The organism is Streptomyces sp. CNH287, assembly GCF_000424825.1.
On sequence record NZ_AUKQ01000020.1, the window covers coordinates 23,045 to 37,371 of the forward strand.

Consider the following 14,327-nt stretch of genomic DNA (forward strand, 5'->3'; position numbering starts at 1 on the left):
CGCCGCACACCGGCTTGGTCGAACGGGCCCATGGCGGCCGCAGGAAACTGAATGGCTGAGTCATGCCTCCAGACAAGCCGGTGCCGTCAACGGTCGCGAATCCGGTCTGTGGATAACGCGGGATAAGTACGACAGTCGTTAAGCCGGAAAGGCAGATGGGCTGTCTCATTGGTCGCCCTGTGGACAACGCGGGCCGCGGCCACGCCGCTTCCCCGCACTGTCGACCCATGACACGGCACACCAGCGGACGCACCCCCGATCCCTCCGACCACTCCCTCCCCGTCAGTGCGGCGCAAGTCGCCCTGCACGGTCCCGGAGAACTGGCGGACGCACTCCCGTACCTCCTCGGCTTCCATCCGGACGATTCGATCGTGGTCGTCGCCCTGCACGGCGGGCGGGGGCGGTTCGGCGGCCGGCTCCGGCTGGGCATTCCGTCCTCACCGGCCGAGTGGGGTCCCGCCTCCGCTCAGCTCGCCGCCTGCCTGCGGGACGGCTCGCTCGCCCGGGGCGGGGCTCCGGACGGCGCCCTGGTGTTCCTGTGCCAGGACCCGCGGCGGGGTGAATCCGGCAGCGCGGTGATGGAGCGACTGCGCCCGCTCGCCCAACGGATGCGGACGGCCTGCGGTGAGCTGGAGATGCCAGTCTTCGAAGCGCTGTGCATCTCCGGCGGGCACTACTGGTCGTACTGCTGCCCCGACCCCGACTGCTGCCCTGCCGAGGGCACTCCGCTCGCGGTGCCCGGCTCCTCGGCGATGGCGGCTGCCGCCGCCTTCGCCGGCATCCAGGTGCAGGGCTCGCTCCGGGAGATGGAAGCTCGCATCAGTCCGCTCGTCTCCGCGCTCTCCTCCCCGCAGGAGCGTGCCCTGGACAACGCCGCCGCCGCGCTCGTCCCGCGCATGCTCGGCACCCGGGATCGCGATGCGGTGGCCGGGGAGACCCTGCGCCTGGCGCGTCGCATGATCGACCGCTTCCGCGGGGCGGGCGGCGCCGACGGCATGGGCCGCGCCGGTGACTTCGTCTCGGCGGACGCCCGGGATGACGCGCTCCTGGCGCATGACGAGGCCGCCGTCCTGATCCTCGGACTCCAGGACCGCGACACCAGGGACGAGGCCGCCGAGTGGATGGAGGGCCGCGAGGCCGCACCCGCACTGCGACTGTGGCGCGCGCTCGCCCGCCGCTGCGTGGGCACGTACGCCGAACACGCCGTCGCCCCGCTCACCCTGGCGGGCTGGGTCGCCTGGTCCAGCGGTGACGAACCGTCCGCGCGAGTGGCCTTCACCCGCGCACTGGACACCGACCCGGACTACGTCTTCGCGCAGCTGCTGCACCGCGCCTGCAATGAAGGGCTCGACCCGGAGCCGCTGCGCCGCTGCATGCGGGAGGAGCGGGCCACTCGCAGGAAGAAGCGTCGTGGCCGCCCCGGCGACGCCCGGCGGACCCCGTCGTGATCGCCTTGTTCGCCCTCTGCGTCGCCTGGGCGATCACCCGTCGCCGACGCGTTCCGCCGATCGGATCGCCCGCGGGACTGCCGAGTTGGCCGCAGCACATTCGACCGGTGCCACGGCGGGCGCGCCCGGGAGGGTGGCCGGAGACCCGTCTGGGGGCGGCTCAGGGAAGAGGCCTGTTTATCGTCAGGGAGACGACTATGATCACGCCATGCCCTACGACCCGGCGGCCTTCCCGCCCTTCGCCGTCACCGTCGACCTGGTCGTGCTCACGGTGCGCAGGCACGCGCTGTGCGCACTGGCAGTGCGGCGAGGTGAGCCGCCCTACCAGGGGCGATGGGCACTGCCGGGCGGTTTCGTGCGGGCGGAGGAGGACCTCACCGCCGCCGCGGCGCGTGAGCTCAACGAAGAGACGGGTCTGCGGGCCCACGACCCTGGCAGCACTGCTGCCGAGGCGCACCTCGAACAGCTCGCCACCTATGGCGACCCCAGCCGGGACCCCCGGATGCGGGTGGTCAGCGTCGCGCATCTCGTCCTGGCGCCGGACCTGCCCTCACCCACCGCGGGCGGGGACGCGCACAGCGCCCGATGGGCGCCGGTGGACACGCTCATCGCCGGGCCGGGAGGCACCGGACGAGAGGAGGAACAGCCCATCCCTCTCGCCTTCGACCACGACAGGATTCTCTCGGACGGGGTGGAGCGGGCCCGATCCAAGATCGAGTACTCCTCGCTCGCCACCGCCTTCTGCCCGTCCGAGTTCACCGTCGGAGAGCTGCGGAGGGTCTACGAGGCTGTCTGGGGCGTCGTCCTGGACCCGCGCAACTTCCACCGCAAGGTGACCGGCACACCGGGCTTCCTGGTGCCGACCGGAGGGACGACGACGCGGCAGGGCGGGCGACCGGCCCAGCTCTTCCGCGCCGGTGGCGCGACGCTGCTGAATCCGCCGATGCTGCGCCCGGAAGTCTGACAGGCCCCACTCCTACACTAGAAAACGGACATATCGCGCTATCTTGCTCGGGTGCGTTACCCACGCGTCCACCAAGAGCAGCGATGATCCAGGCCATCGGACTCACCAGTGTGCCCCGGCGCCGACGGCGCCCGGCCGTCGACGACCTCACCTTCGAGGCGCGCCCCGGGCAGGTGACAGCCCTCCTGGGTCCCGGCGGCGCGGGGAAGACCACTGCTCTGCGGCTCGTCCTCCAACTCGAACGCGGTCGGGGTGTCGCCCTTCTCCGCGGGCGTCCCCTGCGAAGGGTCCCGCATCCCGTTCGTGAGGTCGGCGTGCTCCTCGGCGACGTGCCGGGGCATCCGGGGCGGACGGCGTCCGGGCATCTGCGGATGCTGGCCGCGGTGGCCGGTGTCCCTGTGGAGCGGGCCGACGACCTGCTCGACGTCGTCGGGCTCAGCGGCCTCGCGCACCAGCGGCTCGGCGCCTTCTCGCTGGGGATGGACCGGCGGTTGGGCATCGCGGCGGCTCTCCTGGGGGACCCGCACACACTCGTCCTCGACGAGCCCGCGCGGGGCCTGTCCCCCCGCGAGGCGAGCTGGCTGCACGGACTGCTGCGCGAGTACGCCGACCAGGGCGGCGCGGTGCTCACCGCCCTGAGCGACCCCAGAGAGGCCGGCCGGACCGCCGATCGGATCGTCACCATCGACGACGGGCGCCTGCTGGCCGACCAGGACGCCGCGGAGTACGCGCGCACCCGGCTGTGTCCCCGGGTGGCGGTCAGCTCCCCGCACGCGGAGCGGCTGGCGGCGCTGCTCCGCGAGGAGTCGGCCCGCGCGCGCGGGCCGCACGCGGGCGGGGGCGGCGAAGGACCGATGGAGATCGTCTGGGAGGGAGGCGGGCGGCTCTCCGTCTACGGCGGCAGCTGCGCGCAAATCGGCGAGACCGCCTACCGGCACGGTGTGCTGGTGCACCAGCTCGCGGAGGAGACCGGTGAGGCGATCGCCGCCGCGCACGCGCCGAGGACGCCGCTGGTCCGCGCCGACGGCCGCGCGGCCGACATGCGCGTCGTCGCCGCGCGCACGGCGCACAGCGGGTCCGCCGCCCCGGCCCGGTCCGTGGGTGCCCTCGGGACGGCGGTCCTCGCCCAGCCGGACGGCGGCGCGCAGCCGGACGCGGCGGCGCACGGAGCCGCACCGCAGCAGCCCACTGCTCCGTCCACTGCCCCGCCCACCGCTCCACCCGCCGCCCCACCAGGGGAGGCGGCGGAGCCCCCCCGCTTCTCCGCCGTCCCACGCCCCGGCCCGGCGGCGCCGTTCCGCTACGAGCTGCGACGCCTCTTCGGTATCAGCACCACCTGGTACGTCCTCACCGCGGCGCTCCTGGCCGGCCTCGTGGGCGCCGTCGCGCTCGCCGCCGCCGGAGCCGCGCCGTACGCTCCCGGCCGTCCGCTCGCGCTGCTCACCGGACGGCCCGCCGCCGCGGCCTTCCCGATCACCGCCGCCGCGCTCGCGGCGGGGGTGCTGGGCGCCCTGTCCTTCGGCCAGGAGTTCCGGTACCCGGCCCTGGCTCCCGCTCGCGTCCCGGTTCCGCGCGGGTTCGGCCTGCTGGTCGCCAAGCTGACCGTGGCCGCCTGCGTCGCCTCTCTGCTGTGCCTGCTCACCGCCGTGCTCAACACGGTGATGCTCAGCCTGCTGTTCGGTACGGAGGTTCTCGGCCTCCCGCCCGACGCCCCGGCGCTGCCCGCGCAGGCGCTCTCGGTGCTGCTGCCGACCGTCGCCTGTGCCTGGGCGGGTCTGCTGGCAGCCGGGGCCGCGCGGTCGACCGCCGCCGGTCTGGCGGCGGCCCTGGCGCTCCCGGCGCTCGTCGCCCCAGCCGTGCGAGGTCTGCTCGCCAGCTCCGCGGGCCGCTCCTTCGACGGCTTCCCCGCCCGGCTCGAGTCGGCTTTCCAGCTCTCCTGGAGGTCGGGCGGCGAAGGCTGGCTGACCTTCGCCCTCCGTCTGCTGTCCCAGCCCATGGGCCGGGCGGTGACGCTGTCGGCTGCCGTCCTCGCCTGCGCCCTGCTCCTGCTCGTCCTGCGGGGGAGAGCGCGCCGCCGCCCGTTGCGGACGACAGCGCCGGGAGGCGGGTCGAACGCAGTTTCGCAGGGTCCGCGATGAGTGTGCGGTCGTGCTGGGCGTAAAGCCTGTTTATTTCCGATAAGGCGTCAATTGTGCGGAAGGCAGCGATCACCCTTTCGTGTGCTTTTCACCAAAGCCCTCAAGGCGGTCCGGGGGGCCGCCGACAAAGGTTTCGTGACTACCCTTGCGCACACCACGATGACCGCGGCTCGCCCCGCCGACACCGGCCTCGTCGGCCCGGGTGAGCTGGACCGCTACGCGTACGCCGAGTCCACCGGAGCGGCACGCACGACCAGCAACGTCCCTGTCTGGGAGGGCCCGGAGGGCGACGTGGGCCGAGTCGGCCGCCGCGCGGCCGGCAGCCGGGGCCGCGGACTGCACGGCCAACTCGTCCAGCAACTCGGCCAGATGATCGTCTCCGGCGATCTGGGCGCCGACCGCCCCCTGGTCCCGGAGGAGATCGGCCAGCGCTTCGAGGTCTCCCGCACCGTCGTCCGCGAGTCCCTCCGGGTGCTGGAGGCGAAGGGGCTGGTCAGTGCCCGCCCCAACGTCGGCACCCGGGTCCGCCCGGTCAGCGACTGGAACCTCCTGGACCCGGACATCATCGAGTGGCGGGCGTTCGGCCCCCAGCGCGAGGACCAGCGCCGCGAACTGTGCGAACTGCGCTGGACGATCGAGCCCCTCGCCGCCGGGCTCGCCGCCGGGCGCGGCCGGGACGAGGTGCAGCAGCGTCTCGCCGAGATGGTCGAGATCATGGGCCAGGCCCTCGGCCAGGGGGATGCCCTGACCTTCTCCCGCGCCGACGCCGAGTTCCACGGACTCCTGCTCCAGACCGCGGGCAACCGGATGCTCGAGCACCTCTCCGGTATCGTCTCCTCGGCCCTCCAGGTCTCCGGCGGGCCCGCGGTGGGATGTGTGCGGCCCAGCGAGACGGCGGTCTCCGACCACCAGCGCATCGTCGAGGCGCTGGGCGCGGGCGACTCGCCTGCCGCCGAGAGCGCGATGCGCCAACTGCTCTCGGGCCACCCGGAGTCCGCGGCCGGCCAGCCTGGTGCCCAGGGCGGCGCGGAGCACGTGGTGCCCGCACCGCGCGAGCACTGACCGAGGTGTCGGTGTTCGCGTCAGCGCCGCCGGAATGCCGGCGGCGCTGACGCGTGCGAGGGGTGAGTGACGGGACACGGCGAGGAGTCGGTGGACCCTCTTGTCCCGATCTCGCCGCATTTAGTCGCAAACACGGTGTGACTCGGGCCACGTAGCTGGCGCGTAACGCTTCGCGGCGCAGTGCGATGACTCAAGAGGTGACGGCCGTGGAAGGAATGCAGAAGTCGTTGTGGACGCTGTATGACTTCCTGGCCTAGCCCGCGCCGTTGGTTCATCTCCACCGACGGTTCGCCATTTCCATCGTTCCGAGAGGTTGTTCGTGTCGGCCAGCACATCCCGTACGCTCCCTGCGGAGATCGCCGAGTCCGAATCCGTGATGGCGCTCATCGAGCGGGGAAAGGCTGAGGGCCAGATCGCCGGCGACGACGTGCGTCGGGCCTTCGAGGCTGACCAGATTCCGCCAACCCAGTGGAAGAACGTTCTGCGCAGCCTCAACCAGATCCTCGACGAGGAGGGTGTGACGCTGATGGTGAGTGCCGCAGAGGCGCCCAAGCGCACCCGTAAGAGCGTCGCAGCGAAGTCCCCGGCCAAGCGCACCGCCACCAAGACGGTGACCACGGCCAAGGCGGCCACCGCCAAGAAACCGGCCGAGGTCGTCACCCGCACCGAGGCGGTGCCTGCCGCGGGGGCCAACGGCGTGGACGAGGTCTCCGCCGCTGGCGAGGTCGCGGCCCCGGGCGCACCCGCCAAGAAGGCGGCGGCGAAGAAGGCCGCCCCCGCCAAGAAGGCCACCGCCAAGAAGGCGGCGGCGAAGAAGGCCGCCCCCGCGAAGAAGGGCGCGGCCAAGAAGTCCGTGGTCGACGAGCTGCTGGAAGGCGGCGAGGAGTCGGCGGAGGAGCCTGCGGGCAAGGGCGGCAAGCCCGGCGCGCAGGACGGCCCCGCGGCCGAGACGAAGAACGAGAACGAGGGCTTCGTCCTGTCCGACGACGACGAGGACGACGCTCCGGCCCAGCAGGTGGCCGCAGCCGGTGCCACCGCCGACCCGGTCAAGGACTACCTCAAGCAGATCGGCAAGGTCCCGCTGCTCAACGCGGAGCAGGAGGTCGAACTCGCCAAGCGGATCGAGGCCGGCCTGTTCGGCGAGGACAAGCTGGCCGCCGCCGACAAGCTCGCGCCGAAGCTCAAGCGCGAGCTGGAGATCATCGCGGAGGACGGCCGCCGGGCCAAGAACCACCTCCTGGAGGCCAACCTCCGCCTCGTGGTCTCCCTGGCCAAGCGGTACACGGGCCGCGGCATGCTCTTCCTGGACCTGATCCAGGAGGGCAACCTCGGGCTGATCCGCGCCGTCGAGAAGTTCGACTACACCAAGGGCTACAAGTTCTCCACCTACGCGACGTGGTGGATTCGCCAGGCCATCACCCGCGCCATGGCCGACCAGGCCCGCACCATCCGCATCCCGGTGCACATGGTCGAGGTCATCAACAAGCTCGCCCGCGTCCAGCGCCAGATGCTCCAGGACCTGGGCCGTGAGCCCACGCCGGAAGAGCTGGCCAAGGAACTCGACATGACCCCGGAGAAGGTCGTCGAGGTGCAGAAGTACGGCCGTGAGCCGATCTCGCTGCACACTCCGCTGGGCGAGGACGGCGACAGCGAGTTCGGTGACCTCATCGAGGACTCCGAGGCGGTCGTCCCGGCCGACGCGGTGAGTTTCACGCTTCTCCAGGAGCAGCTGCACTCGGTGCTGGACACGCTCAGTGAGCGCGAGGCGGGCGTGGTCTCCATGCGCTTCGGTCTCACGGACGGCCAGCCCAAGACGCTGGACGAGATCGGCAAGGTCTACGGCGTGACCCGCGAGCGGATTCGCCAGATCGAGTCGAAGACGATGTCGAAGCTCCGCCACCCCTCGCGCTCCCAGGTCCTGCGGGATTACCTGGACTGACGGACGGGGCCGGTCCGGCGGCCGCCGCGCCGCAGGACCGTACGAGGACGGCAGGACAAGCGAGGTGGAAGGCCGGTGCCCGCGGGCACCGGCCTTCCGCGTGCTCAGGATGCGGAGCGTGCCGCGGGGGCCGACCCTGGGTGGTCAGGTTCCCCGTACGGTCAGGAGGCCGCATGCGACCGCGTCCCCTTCGCCCTCTCATATGCCTGTTCCCACTGCTCCTGGGCACGCTGGTGGCCGCACCGGCGGCGCCGGGGAAGGACCGGGTGGTCGTCGGCGGCCATCCGGTGAGCGCCGCCGAGCATCCCTGGGCGGTGGCGCTCGCCAGCCGGGACCGCTTCGGCGCGGACCGGGGCGGCCAGTTCTGCGGGGGAGCCGTGGTCGGCACCCGTACGGTCGTCACGGCGGCGCACTGCCTCAGCCGCACTGTTCTGGGCATCCCGCGCGACAAGGTGCGCGATCTGCGGGTGATCTCCGGGCGCAGCGACCTCGCCGGCAAGGGAGGCCGGGAGACGGCGGTTGAGAAGATCTGGGTCAACCCGGACTACGACAGCGGCACGAAGGACGGCGACGTCGCCGTGCTGAAGCTGGCCGAGGCGCTGCCGAGCGGTCACGTCGTGACCATGGCGGGGAAGCGCGACCGGGCGTACGAGGCGGGTACGGCCGCTGCCGTCTACGGCTGGGGGGACACCCGCGGTGACGGCAGCTACCCCTCACGGCTCCAGTCGGCCCCGGTGAAGGTCCTGGCCGACAAGGTCTGCGCGGGTGCCTACCCGGGGAGCGCTGACGGCACCTTCAGCGCGGACACCATGCTGTGCGCAGGGGTGTCCGAGGGCGGGCGGGACGCGTGCCAGGGGGACAGCGGAGGCCCGCTGGTCGCCCGGGGGCGTCTGGTGGGGCTGGTGTCGTGGGGGACGGGCTGTGGTGAGGCGGGCCGTCCGGGGGTCTACACGCGGGTCTCCGGAGTCCTGGACCTGATCCGGGCGCAGCGCCCCTGAGACCTCTTTCCGGCCGGGGAGAGCCGCCTTCGCGGCCCGTCCGGTACGCAGCAACGGGCGGCTCCTCCGGTGACACCGGGGGAGCCGCCCGCAGCGTCCGGCCCTGGGCCGGTCCGAGCTCGTCGGATGGGGACGTGCTGCGTCGGGTCAGACGTCAGCGCAGACGGTCATCGGTCGTCTTCGCCCGTGGCCGCAGGAGTCGCGGTCAGCTTCTCCGTCTCGTCCTGTATCTCTGCGGCGATCTTCTTGAGTTCTGGCTCGAACTTGCGGCCGTGATGGGCGCAGAACAGCAGCTCTCCGCCGCTGAGCAGTACGACGCGCAGGTAGGCCTGAGCGTTGCAGCGGTCGCAGCGGTCAGCGGCCGTCAGCGGGGTCGCGGGTGTCAGAACAGTAGTCACGTCGCCTCTTCTCTAGCTCGACGAGCTGTCGTACCAGGGTCAACATCCAACCAGGCCGAAAACGTTCCCGCTCCGGGCTCCTCCCCTGGAGATTTCACTCTGGGAGAACGCCGGGAGGCGGCCGGAATGCTGCCGGTGGCGGCGAATGAGCCGTATTGCGTCGGTTGCCGGGTGTTCACGTTGTCTGTCGGTTGTTGTCCGGTCCTCGGTCCCCGGACCGGGTAACCGATCCGTTCATGAGGACGTGCCCGGAGCCTAAATGGTTCATGCCTCAAAGGGAACGTGATGTACGAGTCACCTGGACGAGTTATCGAACGAGTATGCGAATCTGCGCTATTATGAGCGCCCCGCACACCTGCTGTACTGGGCCTCGGTACCCTCTGACCGGCAGCACAGCCACCTTCATCAGAATTCAGCGAGGAGCGAACCGCGTGACCGCCGAGACGTCCGTGCCGTCATCCACCGCCCTGCTGTCCGGGGCGGACCGGGACGGTGGCTCCAATTACACAGCGCGGCATCTTCTCGTTCTCGAGGGACTCGAGGCGGTGCGCAAGCGCCCGGGGATGTACATCGGCTCGACGGACAGTCGGGGCCTGATGCACTGCCTCTGGGAGATTATCGACAATTCCGTGGACGAAGCCCTCGGCGGCCACTGCGACTGGATCGAGGTGATCCTGCACGAGGACGGCTCCGTGGAGGTCCGCGACAACGGCCGCGGAATCCCCGTCGACGTCGAACCCAAGACGGGCCTCTCCGGCATCGAGGTCGTGATGACCAAGCTGCACGCCGGCGGCAAGTTCGGCGGCGGCTCGTACGCAGCCTCCGGCGGCCTGCACGGTGTCGGCGCCTCCGTGGTCAACGCGCTCTCCGCCCGCCTCGACGTCGAGGTCGACCGGTACGGCCACACCCACGCGATCAGCTTCCGCCGCGGCGTCCCCGGCATCTTCACCGAGTCCGGCCCGGACGCGCCCTTCGATCCCTCCAGCGGGCTGCTCAAGGGCAAGAAGATCCCCAAGAACCGGATCGGCACCCGGGTGCGCTACTGGGCCGACCGGCAGATCTTCCTCAAGGACGCCCGGCTCTCCCTGGACACGCTCTACGCCCGCGCCCGCCAGACGGCGTTCCTGGTGCCGGGGCTGACCCTGAAGGTGCGCGACGAGCGCGCCGCGGACGGGGAGGCGGTGTCCGAGGAGGTCTTCCGCTACGACGGCGGGATCAGCGAGTTCTGCGAGTACCTCGCGCAGGACCGCGCCGTCTGCGACGTGCAGCGGCTCCAGGGCATGGGAGTGTTCAAGGAGACCGTCCCCGTCCTGGACGACCGCGGGCACATGATCCCCACCGAGGTGCGGCGCGAGCTGACCGTCGACATTGCGCTGCGCTGGGGTGTCAGCTACGACACGACGCTCCGGTCCTTCGTCAACATCATCGCCACCCCCAAGGGGGGCACCCACGTCTCCGGATTCGAACGCTCGGTGACCCGGACGGTCAACGAGGTGCTGCGCTCCAGCAAGCTGCTGCGCGTCGCGGAGGACGACGTCGCCAAGGACGACGCGCTGGAGGGCATGACGGCGGTCGTCACCGTACGGCTGGCCGAACCGCAGTTCGAGGGGCAGACCAAGGAGGTGCTGGGCACCTCGGCCGCCTCGCGGATCGTGTCTCAGGTGGTCGCCAAGGAACTCAAGGCGTTCCTGACCTCCTCCAAGCGGGACGCCAAGCAGCAGGCGCGCGCCGTGCTGGAGAAGGTCGTCGCGGCGGCCCGTACGCGCATCGCGGCCCGGCAGCACAAGGAGGCGCAGCGGCGCAAGACCGCGCTGGAGTCCTCCGCGCTGCCTGCGAAGCTGGCCGACTGCCGCAGCGACGAGGTGGACCGCACGGAGCTGTTCATCGTCGAGGGGGACTCGGCCCTGGGCACCGCCAAGGTGGCGCGGAACTCCGAGTTCCAGGCGCTGCTGCCGATCCGGGGGAAGATCCTCAACGTCCAGAAGTCGTCGGTCTCCGACATGCTCAAGAACGCCGAGTGCGGTTCGATCATCCAGGTGATAGGAGCCGGGTCCGGGCGGACCTTCGACATCGACCAGGCCCGCTACGGAAAGGTGATCTTCCTCGCCGACGCGGACGTCGACGGGGCGCACATCCGCTGCCTGCTGCTGACGCTCTTCCAGCGCTACATGCGCCCCATGGTCGAGCAGGGCCGGGTCTTCTCGGCGGTGCCGCCGCTGCACCGCATCGAGCTGATCAACCCCCGCAAGGGGCAGGACAAATACGTCTACACCTACTCCGACGGCGAGCTGCGCCAGACGCTGCTGGAGCTGGAGCGGACGAAGACGCGCTACAAGGACTCCATCCAGCGCTACAAGGGCCTCGGTGAGATGGATGCCGACCAGCTGGCGGAGACCACCATGGACCCGCGGCACCGCACGCTGCGGCGGATCAACATCAGCGACCTGGAAGCCGCCGAGGAGGCGTTCAGCCTGCTGATGGGCAACGAGGTCGCGCCGCGCCGGGAGTTCATCACCAGCTCCGCCGCGACCCTGGACCGCTCCCGGATCGACGTGTAGCGCCGCGTCAGGCAGGGTCCGCCCGGTAGCGGCGCACCCTGCCTGACGCCGCTACCGGGACGCCGGGGTGCGGCGCGGTCGCCGTCAGTTCCCGAGCGTGGGCCCGCCCGCCGGTCCAGCTGGTCCGAGCGGCTCGACCGCCTCCACCCGCATCCGCTCCGGCGACCCCGGCTCGGCACCGCAGCTCGCGGGCTGCGGCCGGGGAGCCCCGGCCGCAGCCACCCGCACCCGCCACCGCCTGCCGTCCGTGTGCGCGACGGTCACCCGCCACCGGCCGGCACCGGTCCCCTCCGGTCCCTCGTTTGGCTCGGCGGCCTCGGTGCGTAGGACGGAGAGCGCGTCCGCGTCCTGCTCACCGGTCCGTGCGCGCACGGCCAGGTCGGCCGCCTGGCCGGGCCGCTGCCAGGCGGACCGTCCGCGACAGCTCTCGGTCACCACCCGCCCGTCCCGCAGCGCGTCGAGGACGCCCTTGACGGCGGGGGCGGTCATCCGGCCGTACGCGTAGCCGTACGGCAGCACCAGCAGGGTGGGCGCGAAGCGGTGACCGCCGAGATGCGTGATCTCCCAGGTGTCGGCAGCGCCGGAGGCGGCGAGTTCGGCGGCCAGCGGGCGGCCCCGCAGCGCGCAGCAGCGGTCCCGCTTGCCGTTGGTGCACACCAGCGCGAGCGGGTCGCCCTGGTGCGGCGCCCAGCCCTGCGGCAGCCCGCCCGGGTCACCCGCGCCGAGGGCGGCGAAGTCCAGACCGCACAGCTCCTCGGGGGCCGCGGCGGAGGTGGTGCCGAACAGCCAGGAGCGCCCGGGCAGGGTGTGCGCGAGGTAGGCGCGGCGACGGAGCGGCGGGTGCCGGTCCGGGTGCGGCCCGGGGCGGCGGATGAGGGCCACGCGGGTGCCGTGCGGGCTCGCGAGCCCCTCCAGGGTGCGGCCCAGGTCCGGGTCCAGGTGGCTTCCGGTCAGCGCCTTGGCGCCCCAGGGGCCGGGCTGCTCGACCAGCAGCCAGGTGCGCGCGGTGGCGGCGGTGGCCGCGAGCGGCTCGGACAGGGCCTCGGAGGCGGTGGCGCACGTACTCACAGGGCCGAGACTAGCGCCGCGTCATAGGGGCCACCGGGCAGGCCTCGGCTGACGCGGAGCCGGCTGGGTGCTGCCCCCAGGTGCGGGTGAGTCGCTTGCGTCCTTCCGCGCTCACCCTGGGTGTATGGCGCCCCGGCGAGCTGGGGGCCGCCTTGGCACGCCGTCCTCGCGGGGCGTGCTGGCTGCGAGTGTCGGCTTCCGGGCCGTCCGCCCGTTCGGGTCACGCGTGGCGGCCGTGATCCTGCGTTCTGCGTTCGGTCGCGCACCACGCACCACGCACCGCGCGGACCCAGGGACCGTGATCACCGCGTCACGCGGCAGTGAGGGTCCTGGCGCCCTGCGGCCGCCCCCCGGGCCGCGCGCCCGGGAGATGCCTCGCTCTCCCGGCCCCGGCAGCCGCCACCCGTGGGCCACCTGATCTCCGTCCGACGCAGCGAGCGTGCGCGTCAGCGCTGGGTGAGTCTCCCCAGGCCCAAAGGGCCGAGGGGACGGGACGAGCGCGCCCCCTGTCCGACGCCGCACTAGGATCGGCAGCCGCACCGCCCGTACCCCCGCCGCAGGAGGACCTCGTGAGCACGCCGCGGATTCCGGTCGTCGTACTCGCCGGTTTCCTGGGGTCCGGCAAGACGACGCTGCTCAACCACCTGCTCCGGCACAGCCAGGGCACCCGGATCGGCGCCGTCGTCAACGACTTCGGGAGCATCGAGATCGACGCCATGACGGTGGCGGGCCAGGCGGACGCGATGGTCTCGCTGGGCGACGGCTGCCTGTGCTGCGCGGTCGACACCAGCGACCTGGACGAGGTGCTGGAGGTCCTGGCCCGGCCGTCGGCCCGGATGGACGTCATCGTCGTGGAGGCCAGCGGCCTGGCCGAGCCGGAGACGCTGATCCGGATGCTCCTCGCCAGCGCGAACCCGCACATCGTGTACGGCGGGCTCGTCGAGGTCGTCGACGCCGCCGAGTTCACCGCCACCCGGGCCAGGCACCCGGAGCTGGACCGGCATGCGGCCCTCGCCGACCTGGTGGTGCTCAACAAGGCCGACCGGGTGGCCGGGCCCGTCCTGGAGGAGATCGCGGGCACGCTGGCGGGCCTCGCCCCCGGCACCCCGGTGGTGCGCGCCGTACACGGCCGGGTCGACCCCGACCTCCTGTTCGACCGCCCGCGCCGCAGGCGGCCCGCGGTGGAACAGCTCTCCTTCGATCAACTGGCGTACGAGAGCGCCCCAGAGGACGGCGAGGGCGGGGGCGCTGCGCACGCGCACCACACGCACGCCGCGTACGAGAGCGTCGCGTTCACCTCGGAGCGCCCGCTGCACCCCCGCCGCCTGACGGCCTTCCTCGACGGCCGCCCGCCCGGGCTCTACCGGATCAAGGGATTCGTCGACTTCGGACCGGCCGACCCGCTGCGGAAGTACGCCGTGCACGCCGTCGGGGGCTTCCTGCGCTTCCAGCCGGTGCGCTGGGGACGGGCGGAGCCGCGGCGCACCCAACTCGTCCTGATCGGGGCCGGGATCGCCCCCAAGGCGCTGCACGGCCAGCTGGCCGCCTGCGTGGGGGACGAAGCCGCGCCTGACATGTCCGACGCGGCCGACGTGCCTGACGCGGACCCGTACGGCCTGTGGGGCGTCCTGCGCTACGTGGACGAACCGCCGGAGGACGCCGGGGGAGCCGAGGAATCCGCGCAGCCGGGAGAGCCCGGGGAGCCCGCCCGCGCCGGGCGGTGACGCGCCGCGCGTCCGGCGGCGGGCCCGCCC

The 14,327-nt window shown here is 72.4% G+C and carries 10 protein-coding genes; 8 read left to right on the top strand and 2 right to left on the bottom strand.

Features of this window, described 5'->3' with window-relative positions:
• Positions 1 to 227 precede the first annotated feature (227 nt).
• The 6 genes from H299_RS35190 (at position 228) to H299_RS0120270 (ending at position 8,549) form a co-directional block, all read left to right on the top strand.
• Entirely contained in the window at positions 228 to 1,448 is a 1,221-nt protein-coding gene (locus tag H299_RS35190; protein ID WP_051262664.1) for a DUF4192 domain-containing protein, read from the top strand.
• A 208-nt stretch (positions 1,449 to 1,656) separates the two neighbouring features.
• Positions 1,657 to 2,412 carry an NUDIX hydrolase gene (locus tag H299_RS0120250; RefSeq protein WP_027749898.1) on the top strand — a complete coding sequence of 252 codons (756 nt, stop codon included), beginning with the start codon at positions 1,657 to 1,659 and terminating at the stop codon, positions 2,410 to 2,412.
• Positions 2,413 to 2,495: 83 nt separating this feature from the next.
• Positions 2,496 to 4,550 (top strand): ATP-binding cassette domain-containing protein, encoded by a 2,055-nt coding sequence (locus tag H299_RS35195; protein WP_078512896.1) that lies wholly within the window; start codon positions 2,496 to 2,498, stop codon positions 4,548 to 4,550.
• 81 nt (positions 4,551 to 4,631) lie between these two features.
• Positions 4,632 to 5,612: a FadR/GntR family transcriptional regulator gene (locus H299_RS0120260; RefSeq protein ID WP_078512897.1), complete on the top strand. Its 981-nt coding sequence runs from the start codon at positions 4,632 to 4,634 to the stop codon at positions 5,610 to 5,612.
• A gap of 319 nt (positions 5,613 to 5,931) precedes the next feature.
• Positions 5,932 to 7,551 carry an RNA polymerase sigma factor gene (locus H299_RS0120265; RefSeq protein ID WP_027749900.1) on the top strand — a complete coding sequence of 540 codons (1,620 nt, stop codon included), beginning with the start codon at positions 5,932 to 5,934 and terminating at the stop codon, positions 7,549 to 7,551.
• Between the two features lie 173 nt (positions 7,552 to 7,724).
• Positions 7,725 to 8,549, top strand: a complete 825-nt coding sequence (locus H299_RS0120270; protein ID WP_027749901.1) for a serine protease — start codon at positions 7,725 to 7,727, stop codon at positions 8,547 to 8,549.
• 167 nt (positions 8,550 to 8,716) lie between these two features.
• Here H299_RS0120270 and H299_RS0120275 read toward each other — a convergent pair whose 3' ends face one another.
• Positions 8,717 to 8,947: a DUF7455 domain-containing protein gene (locus H299_RS0120275; RefSeq protein WP_027749902.1), complete on the bottom strand. Its 231-nt coding sequence runs from the start codon at positions 8,945 to 8,947 to the stop codon at positions 8,717 to 8,719.
• 431 nt (positions 8,948 to 9,378) lie between these two features.
• On the opposite strand from H299_RS0120275, the gene H299_RS0120280 reads away from it, so the two are divergent.
• Positions 9,379 to 11,505 carry a DNA topoisomerase IV subunit B gene (locus tag H299_RS0120280; RefSeq protein WP_027749903.1) on the top strand — a complete coding sequence of 709 codons (2,127 nt, stop codon included), beginning with the start codon at positions 9,379 to 9,381 and terminating at the stop codon, positions 11,503 to 11,505.
• An 84-nt stretch (positions 11,506 to 11,589) separates the two neighbouring features.
• Here the strand turns inward: H299_RS0120280 and H299_RS35200 are convergent, their stop codons facing one another.
• Positions 11,590 to 12,573 (bottom strand): sucrase ferredoxin, encoded by a 984-nt coding sequence (locus H299_RS35200; protein WP_037759813.1) that lies wholly within the window; start codon positions 12,571 to 12,573, stop codon positions 11,590 to 11,592.
• Positions 12,574 to 13,142: 569 nt separating this feature from the next.
• Between H299_RS35200 and H299_RS0120290 the strand changes: the two genes are divergently transcribed.
• Positions 13,143 to 14,297, top strand: a complete 1,155-nt coding sequence (locus H299_RS0120290) for a CobW family GTP-binding protein (RefSeq protein WP_027749904.1) — start codon at positions 13,143 to 13,145, stop codon at positions 14,295 to 14,297.
• Positions 14,298 to 14,327 lie beyond the last annotated feature (30 nt).